This is a genomic window from Streptomyces sp. WG7 (assembly GCF_049975785.1).
Lineage (GTDB): Bacteria > Actinomycetota > Actinomycetes > Streptomycetales > Streptomycetaceae > Streptomyces.
Map to the genome: position 1 here is coordinate 15,717 of NZ_JBNGGE010000032.1, position 26,882 is coordinate 42,598.

18 protein-coding genes, 1 tRNA gene and 1 pseudogene are annotated in these 26,882 nt (G+C 72.8%); 3 read left to right on the forward strand and 17 right to left on the reverse strand.

What is annotated here, in order from left to right; translation table 11 throughout:
* The first annotated feature begins 73 nt into the window (after positions 1-73).
* A complete protein-coding gene (locus tag ACP4J0_RS26755; RefSeq protein ID WP_426601282.1) occupies positions 74-826 on the forward strand; it encodes a Clp protease N-terminal domain-containing protein in 753 nt (250 codons plus the stop codon).
* Positions 827-1,086: 260 nt separating this feature from the next.
* A complete protein-coding gene (locus tag ACP4J0_RS26760) occupies positions 1,087-2,778 on the forward strand; it encodes a bifunctional 3'-5' exonuclease/DNA polymerase (protein ID WP_426601283.1) in 1,692 nt (563 codons plus the stop codon).
* Between the two features lie 269 nt (positions 2,779-3,047).
* On the opposite strand, the gene ACP4J0_RS26765 is transcribed toward ACP4J0_RS26760, so the two are convergent.
* From ACP4J0_RS26765 to bldG, 11 genes are all read right to left on the reverse strand, one after another.
* Positions 3,048-3,124, reverse strand: a tRNA-Thr gene (locus ACP4J0_RS26765).
* Between the two features lie 130 nt (positions 3,125-3,254).
* A complete protein-coding gene (locus ACP4J0_RS26770) occupies positions 3,255-4,856 on the reverse strand; it encodes an alpha/beta hydrolase (protein WP_426601284.1) in 1,602 nt (533 codons plus the stop codon).
* A gap of 107 nt (positions 4,857-4,963) precedes the next feature.
* Positions 4,964-6,169 carry a DNA polymerase III subunit delta' gene (locus tag ACP4J0_RS26775; protein ID WP_426601285.1) on the reverse strand — a complete coding sequence of 402 codons (1,206 nt, stop codon included), beginning with the start codon at positions 6,167-6,169 and terminating at the stop codon, positions 4,964-4,966.
* Positions 6,170-6,332: 163 nt separating this feature from the next.
* A complete protein-coding gene (gene tmk / locus ACP4J0_RS26780) occupies positions 6,333-9,752 on the reverse strand; it encodes a dTMP kinase (protein ID WP_426601286.1) in 3,420 nt (1,139 codons plus the stop codon).
* Positions 9,753-9,914: 162 nt separating this feature from the next.
* Entirely contained in the window at positions 9,915-12,803 is a 2,889-nt protein-coding gene (gene topA / locus ACP4J0_RS26785; RefSeq protein WP_426601287.1) for a type I DNA topoisomerase, read from the reverse strand.
* 269 nt (positions 12,804-13,072) lie between these two features.
* Positions 13,073-13,270, reverse strand: coding sequence for a hypothetical protein (locus ACP4J0_RS26790; protein ID WP_426601288.1), 198 nt, complete (start codon positions 13,268-13,270; stop codon positions 13,073-13,075).
* Between the two features lie 172 nt (positions 13,271-13,442).
* Entirely contained in the window at positions 13,443-15,011 is a 1,569-nt protein-coding gene (locus ACP4J0_RS26795; RefSeq protein WP_426601289.1) for a DUF7059 domain-containing protein, read from the reverse strand.
* Positions 15,012-15,162: 151 nt separating this feature from the next.
* Positions 15,163-15,756, reverse strand: a complete 594-nt coding sequence (locus ACP4J0_RS26800) for a small secreted protein (RefSeq protein ID WP_426601290.1) — start codon at positions 15,754-15,756, stop codon at positions 15,163-15,165.
* A gap of 206 nt (positions 15,757-15,962) precedes the next feature.
* Entirely contained in the window at positions 15,963-18,368 is a 2,406-nt protein-coding gene (locus ACP4J0_RS26805; protein ID WP_426601291.1) for a sodium-translocating pyrophosphatase, read from the reverse strand.
* A gap of 393 nt (positions 18,369-18,761) precedes the next feature.
* The gene (locus tag ACP4J0_RS26810; protein WP_426601292.1) at positions 18,762-19,190 is read right to left on the reverse strand and encodes an ATP-binding protein; all 429 of its coding nucleotides are present in this window, start codon (positions 19,188-19,190) and stop codon (positions 18,762-18,764) included.
* Between the two features lie 107 nt (positions 19,191-19,297).
* Positions 19,298-19,639, reverse strand: coding sequence for an anti-sigma factor antagonist BldG (gene bldG / locus ACP4J0_RS26815; protein WP_003975386.1), 342 nt, complete (start codon positions 19,637-19,639; stop codon positions 19,298-19,300).
* Between the two features lie 82 nt (positions 19,640-19,721).
* On the opposite strand from bldG, the gene ACP4J0_RS26820 reads away from it, so the two are divergent.
* A complete protein-coding gene (locus tag ACP4J0_RS26820; protein WP_426601293.1) occupies positions 19,722-22,259 on the forward strand; it encodes a DEAD/DEAH box helicase in 2,538 nt (845 codons plus the stop codon).
* Positions 22,260-22,353: 94 nt separating this feature from the next.
* Here the strand turns inward: ACP4J0_RS26820 and ACP4J0_RS26825 are convergent.
* The 6 genes and pseudogenes from ACP4J0_RS26825 to ACP4J0_RS26850 form a co-directional block, all read right to left on the reverse strand.
* Positions 22,354-22,761: pseudogene (locus ACP4J0_RS26825) on the reverse strand (Rv3654c family TadE-like protein); the annotation flags it as partial.
* A gap of 392 nt (positions 22,762-23,153) precedes the next feature.
* Positions 23,154-23,483, reverse strand: a complete 330-nt coding sequence (locus ACP4J0_RS26830; protein WP_426601294.1) for a TadE family type IV pilus minor pilin — start codon at positions 23,481-23,483, stop codon at positions 23,154-23,156.
* 82 nt (positions 23,484-23,565) lie between these two features.
* Entirely contained in the window at positions 23,566-23,778 is a 213-nt protein-coding gene (locus ACP4J0_RS26835; protein ID WP_426601295.1) for a DUF4244 domain-containing protein, read from the reverse strand.
* Between the two features lie 115 nt (positions 23,779-23,893).
* A complete protein-coding gene (locus tag ACP4J0_RS26840; protein WP_426601296.1) occupies positions 23,894-24,703 on the reverse strand; it encodes a type II secretion system F family protein in 810 nt (269 codons plus the stop codon).
* Positions 24,700-25,575, reverse strand: a complete 876-nt coding sequence (locus ACP4J0_RS26845; protein WP_426601297.1) for a type II secretion system F family protein — start codon at positions 25,573-25,575, stop codon at positions 24,700-24,702. Before ACP4J0_RS26845 ends, ACP4J0_RS26840 begins: the two co-directional genes overlap by 4 nt.
* Positions 25,572-26,741, reverse strand: coding sequence for a TadA family conjugal transfer-associated ATPase (locus ACP4J0_RS26850; RefSeq protein ID WP_426601298.1), 1,170 nt, complete (start codon positions 26,739-26,741; stop codon positions 25,572-25,574). Before ACP4J0_RS26850 ends, ACP4J0_RS26845 begins: the two co-directional genes overlap by 4 nt.
* Positions 26,742-26,882: the final 141 nt, after the last annotated feature.

The following is a 26,882-nucleotide window of genomic DNA, read 5'->3' on the forward strand; positions in this document are numbered from 1 at the left end:
CCCGCTCTCACACGCCGAAAATGACTGTCAACCGCCGGTTGACAGCCAGGAGGGTGCAACCTACGGTTGACACATGACGACGAACCCGAGCATCACGTCATCCGTACGCCTCGACGAACTCATCACCGCGATCAAGAAGGTGCACCCGGAGCCGCTCGAACAGCTCCAGGACGCCGTCATCGCCGGCGAGCACCTCGGCGAAGTGGCCGATCACCTCATCGGACACTTCGTGGACCAGGCCCGTCGTTCGGGCGCGTCCTGGACGGACATCGGCAGGAGCATGGGCGTCACCCGGCAGGCGGCGCAGAAGCGGTTCGTGCCCAAGGAGTCCGCCGACCTGGACGCGAGCCAGGGCGTCAGCCGCTACACCCCCCGCGCGCGCGGCGTCGTGACGGCCGCCCAGAACTCGGCCAAAACCGCCGGCTCCGCCGAGTGCCTGCCCGAACACCTCGTCCTCGGCCTGCTCACCGAACACGGGGGCCTCGCCGCCAAGGCGATCGCCGCGCAGGGCGTGACCCTCGACGCGGTCCACGCGGCGGCGACCGCGGCACTCCCGCCCGCCGCCGCGGAGGTCCCGGAACCGGCGCCCTACAGCCCCGCGGCCAAGAAGGTCCTCGAACTCACCTTCCGCGAGGCCCTGCGCCTCGGCCACAACTACATCGGCACCGAGCACATCCTGCTGGCCCTGCTGGAGCACGAGCACGGCGAGGGCGTGCTCAGCGGGCTCGGCCTCGACAAGGAGGCCACCGAGCGCTACGTCACCGAGGCGCTGGCGGAGTTCATCAAAATGACCGAGGGGAAGGAGCCCGGGCAGGGAGAGGGCTGAGGCCCCGCAGAAGAAGGCTGAGGCCGGGGCAGAAGAGAACTGAGCCCCGGCCACAACAAGGGCGCGACCCCGGCCACAGCAAGGGCGCGACCCTGGGCAGGAAAGGCCTGAGCCCCGGCCACAACAAGGGCGGGGACCCCGGCCAGGGCGAGGACTGCGACCCTGACCACGGCTAGCGCGGCGACCTTCGGCCAGGGCGAGGGCCACGACCCCGGCCAGGGCGAGGGCCATTGTCAGACCCCCCTGCGACACTCGCACTCATGGCCGACCGGTGGGCACTCGCCGTGGCCGAGGACGGTGGCGTGGAGGTCGCCCCCCTCGGCCCCGACGGGCTGCCCGCCGGCCCGGTGCGGCGGGAGGCCGATCCCGCCGAGGCCGTGCGGAGCAGGCCGGACGTCGCACGCTGGGTGTGGCGGTCCACCGCCGAGGTGGCTCCGCGTCTGCTCGCCGCGGGGGTGCGAGCAGAGCGGTGCTACGACGTGGAGGCCGCCGAGACCCTCCTGCTCGGCCACGAGGGGCGGTACGGGGAGCCGCGCTCGGCCGCCGCCGCCCTGGCCCGGCTGCGCGGCGGCCCCGTGCCGCCCGACCCCCCGCAGCGCTCCGCCGAGCCGGGCGCCCAGTCCCCGCTGTTCGAGCCCCAGGGCGTCCACCTGCCCTTGGACGACCTGCTCGCCGTCTACGCCGAGCAGCAGCGCCGCCACGACAGAGCCGCCCACCCCGACAGGATGCGGCTGCTCACGGCGGCCGAGTCGGCGGGGATGCTGGTGGCCGCCGAGATGAACCGCGCCGGACTGCCCTGGCGCGCCGACGTCCACCGCGAGGTACTGCACGACCTGCTCGGCGAGCGGTACGCGGGCGGTGGCGAGCCGCGCCGCCTGGCCGAGCTGGCGGAGGAGGTGTCCGCGGCGTTCGGACGCCGGGTGCGGCCCGACCTGCCCGCGGACGTGGTCAAGGCGTTCGCGCAGGCCGGCATCAGGGTCGGCTCCACCCGCCGGTGGGAGATCGAGTCGGTCGACCATCCGGCCGTGAAACCGCTGATCGAGTACAAGAAGCTGTACCGCATCTGGGTCGCCCACGGCTGGTCCTGGCTGCAGGACTGGGTGCGCGACGGACGGTTCCGCCCCGAGTTCCTGGCCGGCGGCACCGTCACCGGACGCTGGGTGACCAACGGCGGGGGCGGCCTGCAGATCCCCAAGGTGATCCGGCGGGCCGTCGTCGCCGACCCGGGCTGGCGACTGGTCGTCGCCGACGCCGACCAGATGGAACCGCGCGTGCTGGCGGCGATCTCCCGCGACCCCGGGCTGATGCAGGTGGCCGGCCGGGAGACCGACCTCTACCAGTCGGTGTCCGACCGCGCCTTCTCCGGCGACCGCGACCAGGCCAAACTCGCCGTGCTCGGCGCGGTCTACGGCCAGACCTCCGGCGACGGCCTGAAGAACCTCGCCACGCTCAGACGCCGCTTCCCCAGGGCGGTGGCGTACGTCGACGACGCGGCACGCGCGGGCGAGGAGGGACGGCTCGTGCGCACCTGGCTGGGGCGCACCTGCCCACCGGCGGCCGGCGCGGCCGACGGTGCCGAGGAGGCGGGCATGCCACAGGACGATCCCTCCGCCACCCAGGGCCGGACGCAGGAGTGGGTGCCCGGCTACGCCTCCACCGACGCCCGCGCCCGAGGCCGTTTCGCCCGTAACTTCGTCGTCCAGGGCAGCGCCGCCGACTGGGCCCTGCTGCTGCTCGCCGCGCTACGGCAGGCCCTCGCGGGCAAGGCGGCGGAGCTGGTCTTCTTCCAGCACGACGAGGTGATCGTGCACTGTCCGCAGGAGGAGGCCGCCGCCGTCGTCGCGGCGATCCGGGAGGCGGCGGAGCTGGCGGGCCGGCTGACGTTCGGGCGGACGCCGGTGCGGTTTCCGTTCACGACGGCGGTGGTCGAGTGCTACGCGGACGCCAAATGACCGGCGGGCCCGGCTGACACCGCCGCAGAGCTCGGCGGCGGGGCTGCGGAAGCTCAGGCATCCGGAGCACGACAGCAACCGACTCGTACGACAGGACCACCAAGGAGACCGCGATCACGGCGGCCCCCACGCCGGCCCTCGAGCAGGCGGAACCCACGGGGCGGAGATCACGGGCCGGCGATCATGTCCGGACCACGCTCACAAGCCGACCCACACGGCAACACGAACGCCGAAACCCCAAGCCGCAGAAAGCGGGCCTGGGGTTCCAATGGAGCCGCCTTCGGGATTCGAACCCGAGACCTACGCATTACGAGTGCGTTGCTCTGGCCATCTGAGCTAAGGCGGCGCGCTGCGCACCTATGGTGCGATCAGCAACGTCGGTAAGTCTACACAGTTTCCCGGGGTGCTTCGCACCCGCCCCGGAGGGGTGGATTCCGGGGCGGGTGCGGGGCGGGTGCAGAGCAGGTGGAGGGCTGCTACGAGCAGCGTTTGCCGTCCTTCGGCGCGGTGCCGCGCAGGAGGTACGTGTTGATCGCGGAGTCGATGCAGGTGCTGCCGCGGCCGTAGGCGGTGTGGCCGTCGCCCTCGTAGGTAAGGAGGCGGCCGGAGGAGAGCTGGCCGGCCAGCGCCTCGGCCCAGCGGTACGGGGTGGCGGGGTCGCGGGTGGTGCCGACCACCACGATCGGGGCGGCGCCGGCGGCCTCGATGCGGTGCGGCTCACCCGTGGCCTTCACCGGCCAGTACGCGCAGTTCAGGGAGGACCAGGCGAGGCCCTCGCCGAACACCGGGGACGCCTTCTCGAAGTCGGGGAGGGCGTCGCGCACCTCGTCCGGGGAGGAGAAGGCCGCGGGGAGGTCCAGGCAGTTCACGGCGGCGTTGGCGAACATCAGGTTGCTGTAGCCGCCGTCGGACTCGCGCTCGTAGTAGCTGTCGGACAGGACCAGCAGGCCGGCACCGTCGTTGTCCTTCATCGCCGCGGCCAGCGATTCGCGCAGCCGCGGCCAGGCGCCCTCGTCGTACATCGCGGCGATCACACCGGTGGTGGCCAGGGACTCGGTGAGCTTGCGGCCGTCGGCGTCACCGGTGGGGATCGGCTTGGCGTCCAGGTCTTCGAAGAAGGCCTTCAGGTTCTTGCCGGCCCGGCCGGGGGTGGTCCCCTTTCCGCCGAGGGGGCAGTCGGGCTGCCGTACGCAGTCCTTCGCGAAGGACTGGAACGCCGTTTCGAAGCCGGCCGTCTGCTCCAGGTTCAGCCGGCGTGCGGGCAGCGACGGGTCCATCGCACCGTCCAGGACGAGCCGGCCCACCCGGTCCGGGAACAGGCCGGCGTACGTCGCGCCGAGGAACGTGCCGTACGACGCGCCCACGTAGGTCAGCTTCTTGTCACCCAGCGCCGCCCGCAGGACGTCCATGTCCCGGGCGGCCTCGACGGTCGACACGTGCCTCAGCAGCTTCGGCGCGTCCGCTCCGCACCCCTCGGCGAACTCCTTGTAGGCGCCGACCAGCTTGTCCGCCTCGCCCTCGTCGTCCGGGGTGACGTCCGTCCGCGTGTACGCGTCCATCTCGCGGCCGTCGAGGCACTCGATGGGCTCGCTGCGGGCCACGCCCCGGGGATCGACGGCCACCATGTCGTACTGGGCGCGGACCGCCTTCGGGTAGCCGATGCCGGCGTACTGCTGGAGGTAGCCGATCGCCGAACCGCCCGGTCCGCCCGGGTTCACCAGCAGCGAGCCGAGCCGCTCGCCCGGGCCGGTGGCCTTCTTGCGGGCCACGGCGAGCCGGACGTCCCCCCGGGCCGGTTTCGCGTAGTCGAGCGGGGCCTTCATGGTGGCGCACTGGAAGCCGGGGACGCCGCAGTCGCGCCAGCTCAGCCTCTGCTCGTAGTACGGCCTCAGCGCGGCGGGCGTGGCCTGCGGCAGCGCGGCCAGGGCCGCCTTCGCCGCCTCCGTCGCTCCGGCCGCCTCCGCCGCCGCACCGGCGGACGTCGACGCGCCCCCGGCCGAGCAGGCGGTGGCGAGCAGCGCGGCGGCCAGCAGCGTGGTTCCGGTACGGGTCCTGCGATGAGTGCGCCTTGTGTGCATTGAGCGAGGGTAACTCTCCGCGACCGCATCAACGCCGTGCGTACTCGTCGTGCCTCGTACGAGTTACGTCGTCAACCGCGGACGCGGCCTCCGGCCCTTCCGGAGTGTCAGCCCTCTCTCAGCGCCATCGCCATCGCCTCCACCGCGAGCAGCGGCGGCACATTGCGGTCGAGGGCCTCCCCGCAGGCGGCGATCGCCTCGATGCGGCGCAGGGTCGACTCCGGTGTGCCCGCGCGGGCAAGGCGCTCCAGGGTGTCCTCGGCGTCGGCGTTGGCGATGGCCACGCGGGAGCCGAGCTGGAGGGCCAGGACGTCTCGGTAGAAGGCGGTGAGGTCGGTCAGGGCGAGGTTGAGGCTGTTGCGCTGGGTGCGCGTTCTGCGGCGCTTCTGGTTGTCCTCCAGGTCCTTGATCACGCCTGCCGTGCCGCGCGGCAGCCGGCCGCCCTGGGCCGCGCCCAGGGCCGCCTTCAGTTCCTCGGTCTCCTTGGTGTCCGTCTCCTCGGCGAGCTGCTTGGCGTCCTCCGCGGCGGCGTCGACCAGTTCCTGGGCGGCCTTGAGGGCGCTGCCGACGTCCTGGACCCGCAGCGGCAGTTTCAGCACGGCGGCCCGTCGCTCGCGGGCGGCCGGGTCGGTGGCCAGGCGGCGGGCACGGTCGACGTGGCCCTGGGTGGCCCGGGCCACTCCGGCGGCGACGTCCGGCTCGATGCCCTCGCGCCGTACGAGCATGTCGGCGACGGCACCGACCGACGGCGTACGCAGGTTCAGGTGGCGGCAGCGGGAGCGGATCGTGGGCAGGACGTCCTCGACGGACGGGGCGCACAGCAGCCAGACCGTACGCGGGGCGGGCTCCTCGACGGCCTTGAGGACGGCGTTGGCGGACTTCTCGTTCAGCCGCTCGGCGTCCTCGACGAGGATGATCTGCCAGCGGCCGTTCGCGGGTGAGGTGAACGACTTGCGGACCGTGTCGCGCATGGCTTCCACGAGGATCTGCGCGCCCACCGCGACCACCGTGCTGACGTCCGCGTGGGTGCCGACGAGCGCCGTGTGGCATCCGTCGCAGAAGCCGCAGCCGGGGACGCCGCCGAGGGCGCGGTCGGGGCTCACGCACTGCAGCGCGGCGGCGAAGGCCCGCGCCGTCTGTGTCACTCCCGAGCCGGGCGGGCCGGTGAACAGCCAGGCGTGGGTCATGCTCGACGTCTCGGGGAGCGGGCCGTCGGCCGCGGCGGCGGTGACGAAGGCGTCGGCGTCCCGGGCAGCGGCGGCGAGCTGCTCGCTCACCCTCTCCTGCCCGACGAGGTCGTCCCACACGGTCATGGGTCACGCCGTCCTTCCGTTGCTCTCCGCCGGCACATCGCGCCGCGCCGGTCCGCTTTGCGCCCGTCCGCCGCGTCGCGCTTTCCATTGTGCGGGGCGGCACTGACAACGCGGCGGGACGCCTCGGTCAAACGAGCCGGAACGCCTGGGGCAGGGGCCCCGCTCAGCGCCTGCCCCAGCCCGTGCCCCGGCCCCTGCCCCGGCGGCCACCGTCGCCGCCGTCGTCATCGCGGCCGTCACTCCGGCCGTCACTCCGGCTGTCACCCCGGCCGTCTCCCCCGCCGTCGTGCGGGCCGAGCAGCTCGTCCGCCAGCGTCGGCAGGTCGTCCAGCGGTGTCTCCTCGGCCCAGTCCGAGCGTCGCCTGCGGGGCGGCGCCTGGTTCGGGTCGATCTGGGGGAGCTCCCGCGTGCGGTCCTCCTGGGCCTGCCCGGACCGGTCGGAGCGAGCGGCCGGGCCGTCCTCGCGGAAATAGCCCGGCGGCACCCGGTCGGCGGGGTCTTCCTCGCGTACGGCGGGCAGTACCGCCGTCTCGTCGGCGGCCCTCGGATCCGCCGTCGGCAGTACCGCCGTCTCGTCGGCGGCCCTCGGATCCACCGCCGGCAGCACCGCCGTCTCGTCCGCCGCACCGGGCGGCACCGGCGGCATGGGCAGCTCGGCCGTCACTTCGGACTCGGACACCTCGGACTCGGGATCAGGCTCGGAGCCACCCGACGCCCCGGGCGCCCGGCCGTCGTCGCCGCGCCCGCCCCAGGCGTCGTCCTCGGCGCCGCCCCGGTCGTCCCGGGAGCCGCCCGGCTCCCGCACCGGCCGCAGTACCGCCGTGTCCTCCACCGGCCCGCCGGATGCATCCGTCGGGGTCACGACCGGGGTCGGCACGGTCATCGCGTCCGAGGGGTCCGAGGCGGCCGGAGCGGCCGGCGCCGGGCGGGGCACGCCCGCCGCGGGAGGTGCCGTCGGCTTCGGACCCGCCGCGGCCGCTGCCGCCGCCTGCTCCGCCGCCCGGCGTGCCTCCTCGGCCCGCATCAGGGCCTCCTCGGCCTTGCGCTGCTTCTCCAGGCGCCGGGCCTCGGCCTCGGCCCTCAGCCGCGCCTCCTCCTCGGCCTGCTTGCGGCGGCGCTCCTCCTCGACCCGCAGCCGCGCCTCCTCCTCGGCCCGTGCCTTCTCCTCGGCCAGGAGCCGCGCCCGCTCCTCCTCGGCCTTCCGGCGCGCTTCCTCGGCCCGCTGCCGGGCCTCCTCCGCCTGCCGTTCGGCCTCGCGCCGCTGCGCCTCCTCCAGCTCGCGCCGCTTGCGCTCCTCCTCCTCGGCGCGCAGCCGCTCCAGCTGTTCGAGGCGCTCGCGCTCCAGGCGCTCCTCCTCGGCCTTGCGCGCGGCTTCCTCCTCGGCCTTGCGGCGCGCTTCCTCCTCGGCCTTGCGGCGTGCCTCCTCCTGGGCCTTGATCTCGGCCTCGGACAGCGGCAGCACCTGGTCGAGCCGGTGGCGTACGACGGTGGTGACGGCCTCGGGCTCCTGGCCCGCGTCGACGACGAGGTAGCGCCCGGGGTCGGCGGCGGCGAGGGTCAGGAAACCGGAGCGCACGCGCGCGTGGAACTCGGCGGGCTCCGACTCCAGCCGGTCGGGTGCCTCGGTGAACCGCTCGCGCGCGGTCTCCGGCGGGACGTCCAGCAGGACCGTCAGGTGCGGTACGAGCCCGTGGGTCGCCCAGCGGTTGATGCGGGCGATCTCGGTCGGCGACAGATCACGGCCGGCGCCCTGGTAGGCCACCGAGGAGTCGATGTACCGGTCGGAGATGACCACGGCGCCGCGCTCCAGCGCGGGCCGGACGACGGTGTCGACGTGCTCCGCGCGGTCGGCGGCGTACAGCAGCGCCTCCGCGCGGTGCGACAGACCGGCGCTCGACACGTCCAGCAGGATGGACCGCAGGCGCTTGCCCACCGGCGTCGCCCCCGGCTCGCGCGTCAGCACGACCTCGTGCCCCTTGCCCCGGATCCACTCGGCGAGGGCCTCGGCCTGGGTGGACTTCCCGGCGCCGTCGCCGCCCTCCAGGGCGATGAAGAAACCGTTCGCCACGGGCGTCGCCGCCGGGTCGTCGCCGCCGAGCAGCGCGTCCCGCAGGTCGTGCCGCAGGGGCACACCGGAGCGGTCGTCGACCTTGGCCAGCACCAGCGCGGCCACCGGCAGCAGCAGCGCGCCGAGCAGCATGAGGACGAACGCGGCGCCGCCGTGCGCGAAGACGAACCTGCCGTTCTCCAGCCGGTGCGGTCCGATCGACGCCGCCATCACGGGCGCGACGACCGCGCCGAGTGCCACGTACACGCGGACGACGGCGTGCAGGTGCTCGGTCGTCCGCGTCCGGCGGGCGTCCTCGGTCTCCTGGTCGAGCAGCGCGTGCCCGGTGTTGGCGGTCACGCCCGCGCCGACGCCGGCCAGTGCGAGGAGCAGCAGCACGGTGGTGTCGTCGGGGACGAGCCCGGCGGCCAGCAGGGTGACGCCGGCGAAGGCGATCGCCAGGGCCAGCAGCCGCCGGCGCGACAGGGACGGCAGCAGGGCGGGGGCCGTGCGGATGCCGACGACGACTCCGCCGGTCAGCGCGCCCACCATCAGCCCGTACAGCACGGGGCCGCCGCCCAGGTCCTTGGCGTGCAGCACCGCCACGGCGACCGCGGCGGACACCACGGCGGCGACCGCCGCGCAGGCGAGTACCAGCAGGGGGAGGACGCCGGTGCGGCCCTTGTCGACGCCGGTGCCGGTCTTGGGGCGGCGCATGCCCTCCAGCGGCGACCGCGCGCGCGGGGTGCGGACGCCGGGCAGTTCCAGGAAGGTCACCAGGGACAGGGACGCGGCGAACAGCCCGGCCGCGACGTACGAGCCGAGCGCCGCCTGGTGCTCGGCGAACCAGTCGATGCCGGCGCCCAGCAGGTTGTTCAGCAGCCCCGCGACGACCAGCACGGCGCCGGCGAGGGGGATCGCCACGAAGCCCGTACGCAGCGACAGGCGGCGCAGCGCGTCCATGTGGTCCGGCAGCGGTCGTACCGTCGCGCCCTCCGGCGGCGGCGCGGGCAGCAGCGCAGGGGCCGCGCTCTCCCGGCACACCGTCCAGAAGCGCTCGGCGACGCCGGTGACGAAGGCGGTCACCAGGAGGACGGCGAGCGCGTCGTCCGGCGTCCAGTCGATCCACAGCGGAGCGACGATCAGCAGCGCGGCCCGCAGCCCGTCGGCGCCGACCATGGTCCAGCGGCGGTCGAGCGGGCCGTCCTGCGAGGTGAGTGAGGTGAGGGGCCCGAGCAGGACGGCGCCGAAGAGCAGCGTCGCCAGGATGCGTACGCCGAAAACGGTCGCCACTGCGAACGCCACGCCCCGGTAGCCCCCGCCGAACGAGCCCGCGCCGATCGCGGCCTGGACGGCGAGGAGGACCAGTACCAGGAGGGCGAGGATGTCGCCGACACCCCCCACGAGCTGTGCGCTCCACAACCGCCTCAACTGCGGGCGGCGCAGCAGGGCGCGGACGGCGCGCTCGCGGGAGTCCGCGACCAGGGCGTCGTCCGGGGCGGGGTGAGTGGCCGTTGGCTGCTCGGCTCGCGTCATGCGTTCAGCCTATCTGCCGTCGCCGACAGTCCGGTGTGCCCGGCCGAACGTACGCGCGCCCCGGCACCGAAATGATGCCGGGGCGTTCGTTTCGCGAAGAAGCGCGGGAAGGAAGAAGCGCGGGAAGAGCGCCCGGAGCGCCGAGCGGTCCCTGGAGCGGGCTCAGTCCTCCGACACCTTGGAGGCGGTCGCCTTCTTGGTGGCCGTCTTCTTCACCGCGGTCTTGGCCGTCGTCTTGGTCGCGGTCTTCTTCGCGGCCGTGGTCTTCGCGGCCGTCGTCTTGGCGGCCGTGGTCTTGGCGGCCGTGGTCTTCTTGGCCGCGGTCTTCTTCGCCGTCGCCTTCTTGGCCGGGGCCTTCTTCGCGGCGGCCTTCTTCGCCGTCTTCTTGGCGGGCCCCTTGGCGCGCTTCTCCGCGAGGAGCTCGTAGCCGCGCTCCGGCGTGATCTCCTCGACGCTGTCGCCGGAGCGCAGGGTCGCGTTGGTCTCGCCGTCGGTGACGTACGGGCCGAAGCGGCCGTCCTTGACCACGACCGGCTTCTCGCTGACCGGGTCGGTGCCCAGCTCCTTCAGCGGCGGCTTGGCCGCGGCCCGGCCACGCTGCTTGGGCTGGGCGTAGATCGCCAGCGCCTCCTCCAGCGTGATCGTGAAGAGCTGCTCCTCGGAGGTGAGGGACCGCGAGTCCGTGCCCTTCTTCAGGTACGGGCCGTAGCGGCCGTTCTGCGCGGTGATCTCGACGCCCTCGGCGTCGGTGCCGACGACGCGCGGCAGCGACATGAGCTTGAGGGCGTCGTCGAGGGTCACCGTGTCCAGGGACATCGACTTGAACAGCGAGGCCGTACGGGGCTTCACGGCGTTCTTGCCGGTCTTCGGGGTGCCCTCGGGCAGCACCTCGGTGACGTACGGGCCGTAGCGGCCGTCCTTGGCGACGATGGCGTGGCCGGTGGCCGGGTCGGTGCCCAGCTCGAAGTCGCCGCTCGGCTTGGCGAGCAGTTCCTCCGCCAGTTCGACGGACAGCTCGTCCGGTGCCAGGTCCTCGGGGACGTCGGCGCGCTGGTGGTTCTCGGCGTCCTTCTCGCCGCGCTCGACGTACGGGCCGTAGCGTCCGACGCGCAGCACGATGTCGTTGCCGACGGGGAAGGACGACACCTCGCGCGCGTCGATCGCGCCGAGGTCGGTCACCAGCTCCTTGAGGCCGCCGAGGTGGTCCCCGTCGCCGTTGCCGGCGTCGGCGGCGCCGCCGTTGCCGGCACCGTCGCCCTCGCCGAAGTAGAAGCGCCGCAGCCACGGCACCGCCTGGGCCTCGCCGCGGGCGATGGCGTCGAGGTCGTCCTCCATCTTCGCGGTGAAGTCGTAGTCGACGAGCCGCCCGAAGTGCTTCTCCAGGAGGTTGACCACGGCGAAGGACAGGAAGGACGGGACGAGCGCCGTGCCCTTCTTGAAGACGTAGCCGCGGTCCAGGATCGTGCCGATGATCGACGCGTACGTCGACGGGCGGCCGATCTCGCGCTCTTCCAGCTCCTTGACCAGCGACGCCTCGGTGTAGCGGGCCGGGGGCTTGGTGGCGTGGCCGTCGACCGTGATCTGCTCGGCCGTCAGCGCGTCGCCCTGGGCGACCTGCGGCAGCCGGCGCTCGCGGTCGTCCAGCTCGGCGTTCGGGTCGTCGGCGCCCTCGACGTAGGCCTTGAGGAAGCCGTGGAAGGTGATCGTCTTGCCGGAGGCGCTGAACTCGACGTCCCGGCCGTCGGAGGCGGCGCCGCCGATCTTCACGGTGACGCTGTTGCCGGTCGCGTCCTTCATCTGGGAGGCGACGGTCCGCTTCCAGATGAGCTCGTAGAGCCGGAACTGGTCGCCGGTCAGCCCGGTCTCGGCGGGCGTGCGGAAGCGGTCGCCCGAGGGACGGATCGCCTCGTGCGCCTCCTGCGCGTTCTTGACCTTGCCGGCGTACGTCCGCGGCTGGGCGGGGAGGTAGTCGGCGCCGTACAGCTGCGTGACCTGGGCGCGGGCGGCGGTGACCGCCGTGTCGCTCAGGGTCGTCGAGTCCGTACGCATGTAGGTGATGTAGCCGTTCTCGTACAGCTTCTGGGCGATCTGCATGGTCGCCTTGGCGCCGAAGCCGAGCTTGCGGCTCGCCTCCTGCTGGAGCGTCGTCGTACGGAACGGGGCGTACGGCGAGCGGCGGTACGGCTTGGACTCGACGGAGCGGACCGCGAAGCGGGTGTTCTCCAGGGCGGCGGCGAGCGCGCGGGCGTTCGCCTCGTCGAGATGGAGGGTGTTCGCGCTCTTGATCTGGCCCAGGGAGTCGAAGTCGCGGCCCTGGGCGACGCGCCTGCCGTCGACGGTCTGCAGGCGGGCGACCAGCGACGACGGGTCCGACGCGTCACCGGCGCGGCCGGTCGCGAAGGTGCCCGTCAGGTCCCAGTACTCGGCGGAACGGAACGCCATGCGCTCGCGTTCCCGCTCGACCACGAGGCGCGTGGCGACGGACTGGACGCGGCCGGCCGACAGCTTCGGCATGACCTTCTTCCAGAGGACCGGCGAGACCTCGTAGCCGTAGAGGCGGTCGAGGATGCGGCGGGTCTCCTGGGCGTCGACGAGCTTCTGGTTGAGCTCGCGCGGGTTGGCGACGGCGGCCCGGATCGCGTCCTTGGTGATCTCGTGGAACACCATGCGCTTGACGGGGATCTTCGGCTTGAGGACTTCCTGCAGGTGCCAGGCGATGGCCTCGCCCTCGCGGTCCTCATCGGTGGCGAGGAAGAGTTCGTCGGAGTCCTTCAGCAGGTCCTTGAGCTTCCTGACCTGCGCCTTCTTGTCAGCGTTGACCACATAGATCGGCTGGAAGTCGTGTTCGACGTCCACACCGAGGCGGCGGACCTCACCGGTGTACTTCTCGGGTACCTCCGCGGCGCCGCTGGGAAGGTCGCGAATGTGCCCGACGCTCGCCTCGACGACGTAGCCAGGGCCGAGATAGCCCTTGATCGTCTTCGCCTTGGCAGGCGACTCGACGATGACGAGTCGGCGGCCGCCCTTCGCGGTCTCGCTGGTCGGGGACAACTTCGCTCTTCTCTCCGGTCGACGCTGGGCCTCCCCAGGCCGTGGTCCCGGGGTCGGGGTGTGCTGCATTTCGGTCGTGACGCTGCGGAGTGTGACGGTACCTCCCGCCCCCGTGTCAAACGGGAAAAGCCCGCAACGGCCACTCGAACGGTAACCCGACGAACCCTGTTCCTGCCGCCCGGAGTGTTTACCTGCCCTGAAGTGCGCATCCGGAGCGCGATCCCCCGATTACTCGGGCGGGGGTGCGGCCGGGGGCCGGAACCGGCCTCTCACACGTGCGTCAGGCACCATGCCCCGAGAGCGAGGGCGGTCACCCCGGCGACGCTCGCGACGGTCGCCGATGCGACGGGGCTCACACCGTGCGCGACGGGCCGGCCGTGCCGGACCCGCGTCGCGGTCCACACCAGCAGACCGGCCCCGAACAGGGCGAACACCATCCCAGCGAAGATCGCCGGCCCGCTCTCCATGGTCCCCGTGCCCCTTTTCTCCAGCTTGCGTGTGTCCAGCCCCCGGGAGGCTGTCACGCGACGGCGGCGGGCAGGCGAACCCGAGGTGAACGGGGAACCGCCGGCTCGGCGGCCCCCCGCCCGTGGCTCGTTCCCGTACAGGGCCCGGCGGCGATGATCGCCGCCCCCGTCTCTACGCCGGTTCGAGGAATCCCTGCTCCACCAGCAGCCGGATCTGCGCGGGCGTGCGGTCGCGCAGCGCCACCGGGTCCTCGCCCACCAGCTGGGCGATGGCGTCCAGGATGCGGCCCGCGCTCATGGTGCCGTCGCAGACGCCCGCGAAACCGGCACCGACGGTGTCGACCCGGGTGGCCCGCCGCATCCCGCGGTTCTGGCGCAGGACGACGTGCTCCGGGTCCTCGGCGCCGGGCAGTCCGACCTGTTCCTGGACGACCTCGCCGGCCAGCGTGAAGTGCGCTTCGAGCAGGGCCGCGTCGTCGTGTGCGCGCAGGTAGTCGACACGGTCGAAGTACGCGCGCACGGTCTCGCCGAGCGGCTGCTCGATCGGGTGCGGCCATTCCTCGACCATGACGGAGGGCTCGGCGGCCGCGGTCCGGCGCAACGTGATCCAGCCGAAGCCGACCGCCCTGACCTTGCGCGCGTCGAACTCGTCCAGCCACGCGTCGTAGCGCGCCTGGTAATCGGCCGCGTCGCCCCGGTGGTCGCCCGCGTCCCGAAGCCACAGCTCGGCGTACTGCGTGACGTCCTGCACCTCGCGCTGCACGATCCAGGCGTCGCAGCCGCGCGGCACCCAGGAGCGCAGCCGGTCCGTCCAGTCCTCCCCCTCCACGTGCTGCCAGTTGGCGAGGAAGTGCGCGAACCCGCCCTCGTTCAGGCGCTCCCCCGTCTGCTGAACGAGCGAGCGGCACAGATCGTCCCCGCCCATCCCACCGTCGCGGTAGGTGAGGCGGGCGCCCGGTGAGATCACGAAGGGCGGGTTGGAGACGATCAGGTCGTACGTCTCGTCGTCATGGACCGGCTCGTAGAGGGATCCCTCGCGCAGCTCGGCGGCCGGGGCACCGGACAGGGCGAGCGTGAGCGCGGTGATGTGCAGCGCGCGCGGGTTGACGTCGGTCGCCGTCACGCGCGTGGCGTGCGCGGCGGCGTGCAGAGCCTGGATGCCGGAGCCGGTGCCGAGGTCCAGGGCCGCGGAGACGGGCGTACGGACGGTGAGGCCGGCGAGGGTCATGGAGGCGCCTCCCACACCGAGGACGACGCCCTGGGCGTGACTGCCGGTGCCGCCCGCCCGTCGCCCGTCCTCGCCCCTTCCAGGAGCGCCGACGCGCACTCCTCCCGCTCCGCCGACCGCGCATCCCAGGTCGGAGACGATGAACCAGTCCTCGCCCCCGGGCCCCCCGTACGGCCGTACGTCCACGGTGGCCGCCACCTCGTCGTCACCCGCGCGGACGAGCCACCCGCTCTCCAGGCAGGCGTCGACGGGCAGCACCTCCTCCACGCGCGCGTGGAGGACGGGTTGCTGGAGCAGGAAGAGCCGTACGAGCAGTTCCAGCGGCGTGTCGCCGCGGGTGGCCCGGAGCGCGGGCACGGTCTCGCTGCGCGACAGCGCCGCGTAGGCGGGGGCGCCGAGCAGCTCCAGCAGTCCGTCGGCGGTGAAGGAGGCCCCGAGCAGGGCGTCCCGCAGCCGGGCGGTGACGTCGGGGCGGTCGGCGGAGGGCAGGGGGGAGAGGCTGGCGTTACTCACTCCCCCATTGTGGCCCGGAGTCCCGCACCTCGCTGGAGCCCTGCGCCCGCACCTCGCTGGGCCCCCTGCGCCCGCACCTCGTGCGGTTCTGTGCCCGCACCTCGCTGGGGCCCTGCGGCCCGTGCCCCGCCCCGTGTCCGTGCGGCGGAGGTCAGCCGGCCGCGGCCGACGGCGTCCCCGAGGCCGACTTGCAGCTGGCCTGCTTGGCCATCGCCTGGCCGACGTCGCCCTCCTCGAGGGTCTTCAGCGCGTCGCTGCCGCTCTTGCTGAGCTTGTTCAGTTCGGTGGCGATGCCCTTGAGACCGTCGGCGAACTTCGCCTGGTCCTTGGTGTCGAGGGCCTCCACCTGCTTCCTCAGGGAGGCGTACGACGAGGAGAGGCCGTTGAGCTCGGCGACCGCGTCCTTCTGCTTCTTCTCGCCGTCCTCGACGTCCGGCGCCCCGGCCTTCTGGACGGCGCTGCCCATCGCCTTGTAGGCGTCGGACATGTCCTGGAACGCCTTGGCGTCGGTCTTCTGGACCTCGTCCGGCGTGCTGTTGTCCGAGGTCTCCTTCTGGATCGCCGCGTTGGCCGCCTCGATCTTCTTGGCCTGCGGCTGCACTCCGTCGCAGACCTCCTTCGCCCAGGAGTCCAGCTTGTCGTTGTCGTCGCTGCTGCTGCTGCATCCCGTCAGCGCCAGTACCAGTACCGCACCGCCGGACAGTGCGGCCGCGAGCTTCTTGTTCACCGGATTGGTCCCTTCCATGGCTCTCGGCCCCGGAACATACACGCCGGACGGGGGACCTCCGCAGGACGAACATCCGTTAAGACCGTATTGCAGCCATTTGCATCAAGAGAGAGAAGGCTCACGATGAAGGGCGCGCACGCGCACGACGCGGGCGTACGGCGCGTCAATACGCGCCGTACGCCCGCCTTTTGCCCTGCGTCTCCTGGAGGGACCGCTGTCGGAATCTACGAAACCACCGCCGGATCGGCCGACTTGGGCTCCTGGTCGGCGTCGCCCTCGTCGCCCATGGCGATTCCGCGCCGCTTGGAGACGTAGACCGCCGCGGCGATGACGACGAACGCGACGACGGCAATCCCCACCCGTACGCCGATGCTCTTGTCGGCGCCGTAGGAGAACTTGATGACCGCCGGAGCGATGAGCAGTGCCACCAGGTTCATGACCTTGAGCAGGGGGTTGATCGCCGGGCCCGCGGTGTCCTTGAAGGGGTCGCCGACCGTGTCGCCGATGACGGTGGCGGCGTGGGCCTCACTGCCCTTGCCGCCGTGGTGACCGTCCTCGACGAGTTTCTTGGCGTTGTCCCAGGCACCACCGGAGTTGGCGAGGAACACCGCCATCAGCGTGCCCGCGCCGATCGCGCCCGCCAGGAAGGCGCCGAGCGCGCCCACACCGAGCGTGAACCCGATGAAGATGGGCGCCATGACGGCGAGCAGCCCGGGCGTGGCGAGTTCGCGCAGGGCGTCCCTGGTACAGATGTCGACGACCTTGCCGTACTCGGGTTTCTCGCTGTAGTCCATGATCCCGGGCCGCTCCCGGAACTGCCGCCGCACCTCGAAGACCACGGCGCCCGCCGACCGCGACACCGCGTTGATCGCCAGCCCCGAGAAGAGGAAGACGACCGCCGCGCCCGCGATGAGGCCGACCAGGTTGTTGGGCTGCGAGATGTCCATCATCAGGCTCATCGGCGCGCCCTCGCCGCTGAGTTTCTCGCCCACGTCCGCCGCGCCGGTGGTGATGGCGTCGCGGTACGACCCGAAGAGGGCCGCGGCGGCGAGTACGGCGGTGGCGATGGCGATGCCCTTGGTGATGGCCTTGGTGGTGTTGCCGACCGCGTCCAGGTCGGTGAGCACCTGGGCGCCGGCTCCCTCGACGTCGCCGGACATCTCGGCGATGCCCTGCGCGTTGTCGGAGACCGGGCCGAAGGTGTCCATGGCGACGATGACACCGACCGTGGTGAGCAGGCCGGTGCCGGCCAGTGCCACGGCGAACAGCGCCAGCATGATGGACGTACCGCCGAGCAGGAACGCCCCGTAGACGCCGAGGCCGATCAGGAGGGCGGTGTAGACGGCGGATTCGAGGCCGATCGAGATGCCGGCGAGGACGACGGTGGCGGGGCCGGTGAGCGAGGTCTTGCCGATGTCCTTGACGGGGCGTCGGGTGGTCTCGGTGAAGTAGCCGGTGAGTTGCTGGATCAGGGCGGCGAGCACGATGCCGATGGCCACCGCGACGAGTGCGAGGATCCGCGGGTCGCCGTCCCGGCCCGCGATCGCCGCGTCGGTGACGCCGTCCAGGTCGGAGTACTTTCCGGGCAGGTAGACGAAGACGGCCACCGCCACCAGCGCCAGCGAGATCACCGCGGAGATGAAGAAGCCACGGTTGATCGCGCTCATGCCGCTGCGGTCGGACCGGCGGGGTGCCACCGCGAAGATGCCGATCATGGCCGTGACCACGCCGATCGCCGGCACCAGCAGCGGGAAGGCCAGTCCGGCGTCGCCGAACGCCACCTTGCCGAGGATCAGCGCGGCCACCAGGGTCACGGCGTACGACTCGAAGAGGTCGGCAGCCATGCCCGCGCAGTCGCCGACGTTGTCGCCCACGTTGTCGGCGATGGTCGCGGCATTGCGCGGATCGTCCTCCGGAATGCCCTGCTCGACCTTGCCGACCAGGTCGGCGCCGACGTCGGCGGCCTTGGTGAAGATGCCGCCGCCGACTCGCATGAACATCGCGATCAGCGCGGCGCCGAGGCCGAAGCCCTCCAGGACCTTCGGGGCGTCGGCCGCGTACACCAGCACCACGCAGCAGGCGCCCAGCAAGCCGAGTCCCACCGTGAACATGCCGACCACGCCGCCCGTACGAAAAGCGATCTTCGTCGCTTTGTGCGAGACGAGGGTGAGGTCTTTTTGCGGTTCGCCGGGAGCGGGTGTCGCTTCCCGCGCCGCCGCGGCGACGCGTACGTTGCTGCGCACCGCGAGCCACATGCCGATATAACCGGTGGCCGCCGAGAACGCCGCGCCGATCAAAAAGAAGATCGATCGTCCGGCCCGCTGATTCCAGTCGTCCGCAGGCAGCAGCATGAGCAGAAAGAACACGACGACGGCGAATACGCCGAGCGTACGAAGCTGCCGGGCCAGGTAGGCGTTCGCGCCTTCCTGAACGGCCGCCGCGATCTCCTTCATCCTGTCGGTTCCCTCGCCCGCCGCGAGCACCTGGCGCACCAGGACGCCCGCGAGCACCAGCGCTGCCAGCGCGACGACCGCGATCACCGCGACCAGGGCACGGTTCGAGTCGGTCAGGACGGCGGCTGCGACGGTCGAGGTGTCACCCAGCTGATGAGGGGTGGAAAGCTCCGCCATTCGTCCTCCTTGACGCTTGGACTGAGCTCAAGATGTGGACGGGATTGTAGGTACCGGAACCTGATCAAAACAGTGCACGACAAAAGGAATTGACCTGTCAACCCAAAGGGGCCAGAAGTAGTAATGGCCTTTCGGCATTAGCGGCGATCACCTGACGTTCGCATTGCCGTGATCCATTTTCTCGCACGATCGATCGTGAATGAATTCACTTATCGCCCGTACGGCACCACTGTATGTGTGGGCCTCGCCTTCCGCACATGACGAAGGGCCCTACGAGGTAGGGCCCTTCGGGTGACTTGCGGGCTTGCGGGCTGGCTGGTGACTGCGTGAGGCCCTGGGTCCGGGGTGGCCCAGGTCCGGGGTGGCCCGGGTCCGGGGTGGCCCGGGCCGGCGTCAGACCGGCGGCAGGATCGCCGGTGCGGTCGGCCAGGTCATGCGGATCAGTCCGCCGTCCTCGCCGGCCGTGACCTCCACGTCGTCGACGAGTCCGCTGATGACAGCGAGACCCATCTCGTCCTCCTCGGCCTCCGCGTCGTCGACGGCACCCGGGTTTCCGGCCCCGGGTACCGCGTGCGGCGCCTCGTCGCCGACCTCGATGGAGAACTGCTTCTCCTCCTCGATCAGCGACACCTTGACCGGCGCGGTGATGCCGACGTGCTGATGCAGGCCCACGGCTCGGGAGCAGGCCTCGCCGACGGCGAGCCTGACCTCGTCGAGGACGGCCTCGTCCACTCCGGCCCTGCGTGCCACCGCCGCCGCCACCAGACGGGCGGTGCGGACATGCTCGGGCAGCGCGCTGAAGCGGAGTTCGACGGTGGCCATGCGTCCCCCTCGGAACTACGGGCGTGCTTTCGGAGGTCCGGGCCGCCGACAGCCCGGACCTCCCTTGTACTGCTGCGGTCCCGGGCCCAGGGGCCCGGGACCGGTCGTCAGTCGGTGGCCGCCACCGCTTCCTCGACCGAGGTGTGAATGGGGAACACCTTGGTGAGGCCGGTGATACGGAAGATCTTGAGAATGCGCTCCTGGTTGCAGACCAGGCGCAGCGAGCCCTCATGGGCACGCACGCGCTTCAGTCCGCCGACCAGCACGCCGAGCCCGGTGGAGTCGAGGAAGTCCACGCCCTCCATGTCGACGACGAGGTGGAAACTCCCGTCGTTCACGAGCTCGACCAGCTGCTCTCGCAGCTTGGGCGCGGTGTATACGTCAATTTCGCCACCGACCTCGACGACCGTACGATCGCCGACGGTACGGGTCGACAGGGACAGGTCCACGGATCCTCCAGCACCTTGCTATCGAGCGGTCGTCCCTCGGGACACCTCGGCTTGAAGCCCCCAGGACGGTTCGCCAGCCGCGATGGCATTCAATCACTTACCGGCGGGCGTGCACGACGCCTTGGTCCCATTGTCCGTCACGCCAGTGACAGACTCGGTGCCGATGGCCAAGAATCACCGATCCGATCGACCCCCGGCGGAGCCCGGCTCCCGGCCCGATCCGGGCATACTCCTGGACCGGCTCGCCGCGGGACCGAGCCGGGCTACGCGCATCACTCATACGGAGCACTTGCCCCCGCGTGCGGGTCGTCATGCCGCCTGGCCGGACCGGATTCGGCCGGAGGTCGTCGCGGCGGTACGGGCCGCGGGCATCGAACACCCCTGGGCCCACCAGGCACGCGTGGCCGAGCACGCCCTGGACGGCGACTCGGTGGTCGTCGCCACCGGCACCGCGTCCGGCAAGTCCCTGGCGTACCTGGTGCCGGCGCTGTCGACGCTCCTGGACGGATCAGAGGCCCCCAACGGGCGTGGCGCCACCGCCCTCTACCTGGCACCGACCAAGGCGCTCGCCGCCGACCAGTGCCGGTCGGTGAAGGAACTCTCACAACCTCTCGGCACATCCGTGCGAACCGCGGTGTACGACGGCGACACGCCGTTCGAGGAACGCGAGTGGATCCGCCAGTACGGCACCTACGTGCTGACCAACCCGGACATGCTGCACCGCGGCATCCTGCCGTCCCATCCCCGCTGGTCCTCCTTCCTGAAGTCGCTGAAGTACGTCGTGATCGACGAGTGCCACACCTACCGGGGTGTCTTCGGCTCCCACGTGGCCCAGGTGCTGCGAAGACTGCGCCGGCTGTGTACGCGCTACGGCGCGTCGCCCGTGTTCCTGCTCGCCTCCGCCACCTCCGCCGAGCCCTCGGTCGCGGCCCGGCGGCTCACCGGACTGCCGGTGGTCGAGGTCGCCGACGACGCCTCACCGCGCGGTGAACTGGTGTTCGCCCTCTGGGAGCCGCCGCTGACCGAACTGGAGGGCGAGAAGGGCGCGCCGGTCCGCCGCACGGCCACCGCCGAGGCCGCCGACCTGCTCACCGACCTCACCGTGCAGGGCATGCGCTCGATCACCTTCGTCCGGTCCCGGCGCGGCGCCGAGTTGATCTCGGTGATCGCCCAGGAACGCCTGGCCGAGGTCGACCGCTCGCTGGCCCGGCGCGTGGCGGCGTACCGCGGCGGCTACCTCCCCGAGGAGCGCCGCGCCCTGGAACGCGCCCTGCACTCCGGTGAGCTCCTCGGTCTCGCGGCGACGAACGCCCTCGAACTCGGCCTCGACATCTCCGGCCTGGACGCCGTGGTGATCGCCGGCTATCCGGGCACTCGGGCCTCACTGTGGCAGCAGGCGGGCCGGGCGGGGCGGGCCGGGCAGGGGGCCCTCGCGGTGCTGGTCGCCCGCGACGATCCGCTGGACACCTTCCTCGTCCACCACCCCGAAGCCCTGTTCGACCAGCCCGTGGAGTCCACGGTCCTCGACCCCGACAACCCGTACGTACTCGCCCCCCACCTGTGCGCGGCGGCGGCCGAGCTGCCTCTGACCGACGAGGACCTGACGCTGTTCGGCCCCGCCTGCGAGGAGTTGCTCCCCCAGTTGGAGGAAGCCCGGCTGCTGCGCCGCCGGACCCGGGCCTGGCACTGGACGCGCCGGGAAAGGGCCGCCGACCTGACCGACATCCGCGGGGAGGGTGGACGTCCGGTCCAGGTCGTCGAGGCCGGGACGGGCCGGCTGCTGGGCACGGTCGACGCCGGCGCCGCCCACACGACGGTCCACGAGGGCGCCGTGCACCTCCACCAGGGGCGCACGTATCTCGTCCGGTCCCTGGACCTGGAGGACTCCGTCGCGCTGGTCGAGCAGGCCACCCCGTCGTACTCCACGGTCGCCCGCGACACGACGGCAATCTCGGTCCTGGAGACCGACACCGAGGTCCCCTGGGGTGACGGACGCCTCTGCTACGGCTCCGTCGAGGTCACCAACCAGGTGGTCTCCTTCCTGCGCCGGCGCCTCATCACCGGTGAGGTCCTGGGCGAGACGAAACTCGACCTCCCCCCTCGGACGCTGCGCACACGCGCGGTGTGGTGGACGGTCACCGAGGACCAGCTGGACGCGGCCCGGATCAACCCGGAGATCCTCGGCGGGGCCCTGCACGCCGCCGAACACGCCTCGATCGGCATGCTTCCCCTGTTCGCGACCTGCGACCGCTGGGACATCGGCGGCGTGTCGGTCCCCCTGCACCCGGACACGCTGCTGCCGACGGTCTTCGTGTACGACGGCCACCCGGGCGGCGCCGGTTTCGCCGAGCGCGCCTTCCGTACGGCCCACGACTGGCTCACCGCCACCCGGGAGGCCATCGCCTCCTGCGACTGCGACGCCGGCTGCCCGTCCTGCATCCAGTCCCCCAAGTGCGGCAACGGCAACGAGCCGCTGCACAAGCGGGGCGCCGTGCGGCTGCTCACGGTGCTGTTGCGTGGGGTGGCGGAGGGGCCGGAGCGGGGTGCGGAGCCGGGGACGACGCCGAAGCCGGTGACAGAGCCGGAGACGGGTCCTGCCGCGGGTAGGGAGGCGGGGTAGGCGGGGGCCCTGCCAGGAACCCCGTCGACCGGCCCTCGGTCGGCACGGCCACGGTCGGCACGGCCACGGTCGGATCGACACCGGTCGGATCGACACCGGCCGGGGCGACACCGGTCGGCGGCACGCCCGTAGCCGGGCCTGCTCTCGCCCGGACCTCCGCCGCGAACGGCCCCCGGCCCGAAGCCGCCGTCACGTCCGAGGTCTGCCCGGTGAGCACGCATCGCACCAACCGCGTCCCCTGGGCACGCGCGACCCGGTCCGCCCGGGCACACGCCGCCCTGCCGCCCTGTGCCCAGTGGTCCGCCGCCGCGAGCGCTGCCAGATCGGCGCCGCCGGCCGCCCGGTGCCGAACCACGACAGCCTGGCCCAGGGCCAGCACGATGCCGAACACCAGGCACAGAACAGCAATGGCTCCGACGCTCCACACAGTGGCGGAGCCCCGGTCGCGGGCGGAGGCGGAGGCGACGCCCGAGCCCCCACCGGGGCCGGGGACCGATCCGATGCCCGAGCCCGATCCCGAGGCCGAGCCCGATCCCGAGCCCGGGTCGAGCCCGGAGCCCGAGCCCGGGTCGAGCCCGGAGCCCGAGCCCGAACCTGAGCCGGGGTTGGGTCCCGCGGCCGAGCCCGAGCCACCGTTGAGACCGGAGCCGGGGTTGGAGCCCGAGCCCGGGCTGAGGCCCGAGCCCGGTTCTTCTGAGCCGATGTCGGAGCCTGAGCCGACGCCAGACCCCGAGCCAGGTACCGAGCCAGGTGCCGAGCCAGGTACCGAGCCAGGTGCCGAGCCACGAACGGGCTCAGGGGCGGGCTCAGGGCTGGGACGAACGGGCTCAGGGGCGGGCTCAGGGCCGGGCCCAGGACCCAGGGCGGTCACCGCGCCGAGCGACACATCGCCTCTCATGGCCCCGCCCCCACCGTCTGCTCCACCGAAGCCACGGCCTCCTCCCGTACCTCGAAGGGCAGGCCGTGCAACGCCGGTGGCTCGGCCACCACGACCACACGGACCCGGCCCTCCTCCCGGCTGACCGTGACCCGCGCTCCGCGCGGTGCCGCCTGCTCGGTGACCTCGACTACCGCGTCGGCCGGATCCTGCCGGGCCGCCGCACGGGCACCCGTCCGCGCCGCGTCCACGCACTGGATCTGAGCCGCCACGACAAGCAGCCCGCACACCAGCGCCATCGCGAACACCACCAGCACCGGCAGCACCACGGCCGTCTCCGCGGTCACGAACCCCCTGTCCAATCCTCTGCCGAAGCGGTTGCCGGAGCCTCTGCCGGTTCCTCGGCGGGATCCCGTCCCCGCTGCCCGCTCACATCCGCGCATCGAGTGCCTGCTTCACGATGCCCTGCAGCTCCGCGCTGACCGCACCGCTCGTCACCACCTTGTAGAGCACCACGGCGAACGCCACCGCCGCGACGATCCCCATCGCGTACTCGGACGTGACCATTCCCGCGTCCCGCCGTGCCGTACGTACTGCTCCGCGCACCCGGGCACTCAGCCGTGCCCGTGCCGCCCGATACACCCGACACACCTGATACATCTGATACATCGCAACCCCCGTAAGGTCCGTTCTCGTTGCTCACTTACTCGTTCGTCGGTCACTCACTCGTGGGCTCCGCGCCCTCCGCTCCGTTCCGTCAGCCACCACCCCCTCCCTCTCCCAGGACCCCGCCCGCAAGGCCGATCACCACCGGCAGCACGCCCACCGCGATGAACGCGGGCAGGAAGCACAGCCCCACCGGAGCGGTGACCATGACGGCCGCCCGGCGGGCCCGGGCCGTCGTGGCGCGAGCCCAGTCGGCACGGGCCTGGGCCGCGAGCCGGGCGACCGGACCGGCCGCGGGCAGGCCGGACACGTCGGCCCGCTCCAGTAGCCGCGCCAGCGGACCGGCGCCCGGAATCGCGGCCAACCCGCGCCAGGCCCCGCCCGGTTCGCCGCCGAGCCGGACCTCCGCCGCGCCGTGCCCCAACGCGTCCCCGACGGGTCCGCCCAGGGCGTCACCCACCGCCTGGGCCGCCGCCACCGGACCGGCACCCGCCGCGATGCAGGCCGCCAGCAGGTCGGCTGCCAGCGGCAGTTGACGAGCGGCGTCCGCGGCCACGGCCTCCGCCGCTTGCGTCCCGGAGGCCGACCGTCGGGAGCGCCAACGCCACAGCCCTGCCGCACCCACCAGCCCCACCACGACGCCGGCGACACCCCCGAGCAGAGCCCATCCCGCGCCCACCGTGCCCACCAGCGGCAGCCATCCGCGGACGGCGCCCAGCAGCTCGGCACGCCGTGGGGTGGCGCGGGCCGGTTCGGGGGCCAGCAGCCCGGTGAGCCGTCTGCGCACCGTCCGCTCCCGCCGCACGGCTCCCAACCCGCGCGCCAGCCATCCGGCGACCAGCACCGTCCCTGCCACTGCCCCCACCACGGACCCAAGCCCGTGGACCACGTCCCCGTTCACGACACCGACTCCGCTCCACGCACGATCCGCGACACCCACCACACGCCCAGGCCCTCCAGGAACCCGCCGGCCAGCAGGCAGCCCAGCCCGGCCCCGGTGTGCAGCAGCACGCCCAACGGGTCGGAACCGAGGGCGACTCCGAGCAGGAGGCCCAGGACCGGCAGGCCGGCGAGTATCACCGCCGTGGCGCGCGCACCCGCCAACTGGGCGCGCAGGTCGGAGCGCTGATCACGTTCGGCGCGCAGTGCGCCCTCCAACCGGTCGAGCCCGGCCGCGAGTCCGGCACCCTGGTCGACGGCGACCCGCCAGCACGCCGCGAGCCCCCGCAGCCCCTCGGCACCCGGTTGCCGCGCCGCCGCCGCGAGTGCACCCGGGACATCCCCACCGAACCGGGCCGCCGCCAGCACCGCCGGCTGCGCGTCACCGAGCCCTCCGGAGTCGTGCGCCGCGCACAGCAGTGCCTCGCCCGGCTGGCGTCCCGCCCGCACCTCCCCGGCGAGCACCCCGCACAGCGCGATCACCGCGTCCCGCCGGCGCTCCCGGGCCCGTCGCGCGCGGCCTGCCAAGCGTGTCCGGCGCAGCACCGGCACCCCGGCCGCGCCCGCGACGACCGGCAGCACCGAATGGCCCAGTACCGCCAGCGCCACCCCAACCGTCAACGACCACCACTCGGGCCTCAGCCGACCGCGGACGCACCGCAGCTTGTCCGTCACCAGGCGCACCGTGGGCGGTCCGGTACCGGCCGTCCCGCCGTCGGCGAACACCCGTCGCGCACGCCGCGCCCCGGAGTGCCACCCGCTCCCGGCCAGCCACGCCGCCGTCGCCAGACAGACCAGGGCCACACCCGTCGACAGCTCACCCGTCCCCGTCACCCGTACGCCTCCCGTCCGTCGGCGCGCGCTTCGAGACCGCCACCGCGCAGCAGCTCCCGCAATCGCTCCCAGCCGCACTCGGCCACGAAGGCCTCCGTGCCCCACCGCAGCGCCGGCACCGTCCGCACCAGCCCCGACGGGTCGCGCTCCAGTACGTGCACCTCGGCGATCCGACGCCGTCCGGTTCGGTCCCGTACCAGGTGCAGGACCACCGAGAGCGCCGCCGCGAGCTGACTGTGCAGGGCCGCCCGGTCGAGGCCTGCGGCCGTACCGAGTGCCTCCAGCCGGGCCGGTACGTCGGCAGCGGCATTGGCGTGCACCGTCCCGCAGCCGCTGTGACCGGTGTTCAGCGCGGCCAGCAAGTGGGCCACTTCGGCGCCGCGCACCTCGCCGACGACGAGCATGTCCGGACGCATGCGCAGTGCCTGCCGAACCAGGTCCTCCAGGGTGACCAGGCCCGCGGCCTCCTGGTTGGCGGGCCTGGTCTCCAGGCGGACCACGTGCGGGTGGTCCGGCCGCAGCTCCGCCGAGTCCTCGGCAAGGACGATGCGTTCGTCCGGTCCGACGAGCCCCAGCAACGCACTCAGCAGCGTCGTCTTCCCGCTGCCGGTACCGCCGCTGACGAGGAACGACAGCCGTGCTCCCAGCAGCGCGCGCAGTACGCGGTCGCCGCCGGGCGGCACGGTGCCCGCCGTCGCCAGTTCGTCGAGCGTGAACGCACGCGGCCGTACCACCCGCAGCGACAGACTCGTGCAGCCGACGGAGACCGGTGGCAGTACCGCGTGCAGCCGGGTGCCGTCGGGCAGCCGGGCGTCCACCCACGGCCGGGCGTCGTCGAGCCGGCGCCCGGCGACTGCGGCGAGGCGCTGCGCGAGCCGCCGTACGGCACCGGCGTCCGGGAAGGAAACCGTCGTCAGCTCCAGGCCGCCGCCCCGGTCCACCCAGACCCGGTCCGAGGCGGACACCAGTACGTCGGTCACCGTGGGGTCGGCGAGCAGCGGCTCCAGCGGTCCGCTGCCGACGAGCTCCGACCTCAGCTGCTCGGCGGCGCCGAGGATCTCGGCGTCCCCGAGCACCCGCCCCTGCTCCCGAAGGGCCTGCGCCACGCGCGCGGGCGTCGGCTCGGCCCCACTCTCGGCGAGCCATCGCCGGACACCGTCGAGCATGCCGGGAGCGGGGCCCGGGGCTCTCACGGAAGCCGGTGCCGAAGGGCGCCCGTATGCCGGTTCCGGAAGCCGCCCGGAAACCAGTGCCGGAAGCCGCCCGTGGACAGAGGACGTCCGTGAAGCCCAGCGCGGGACCACCCG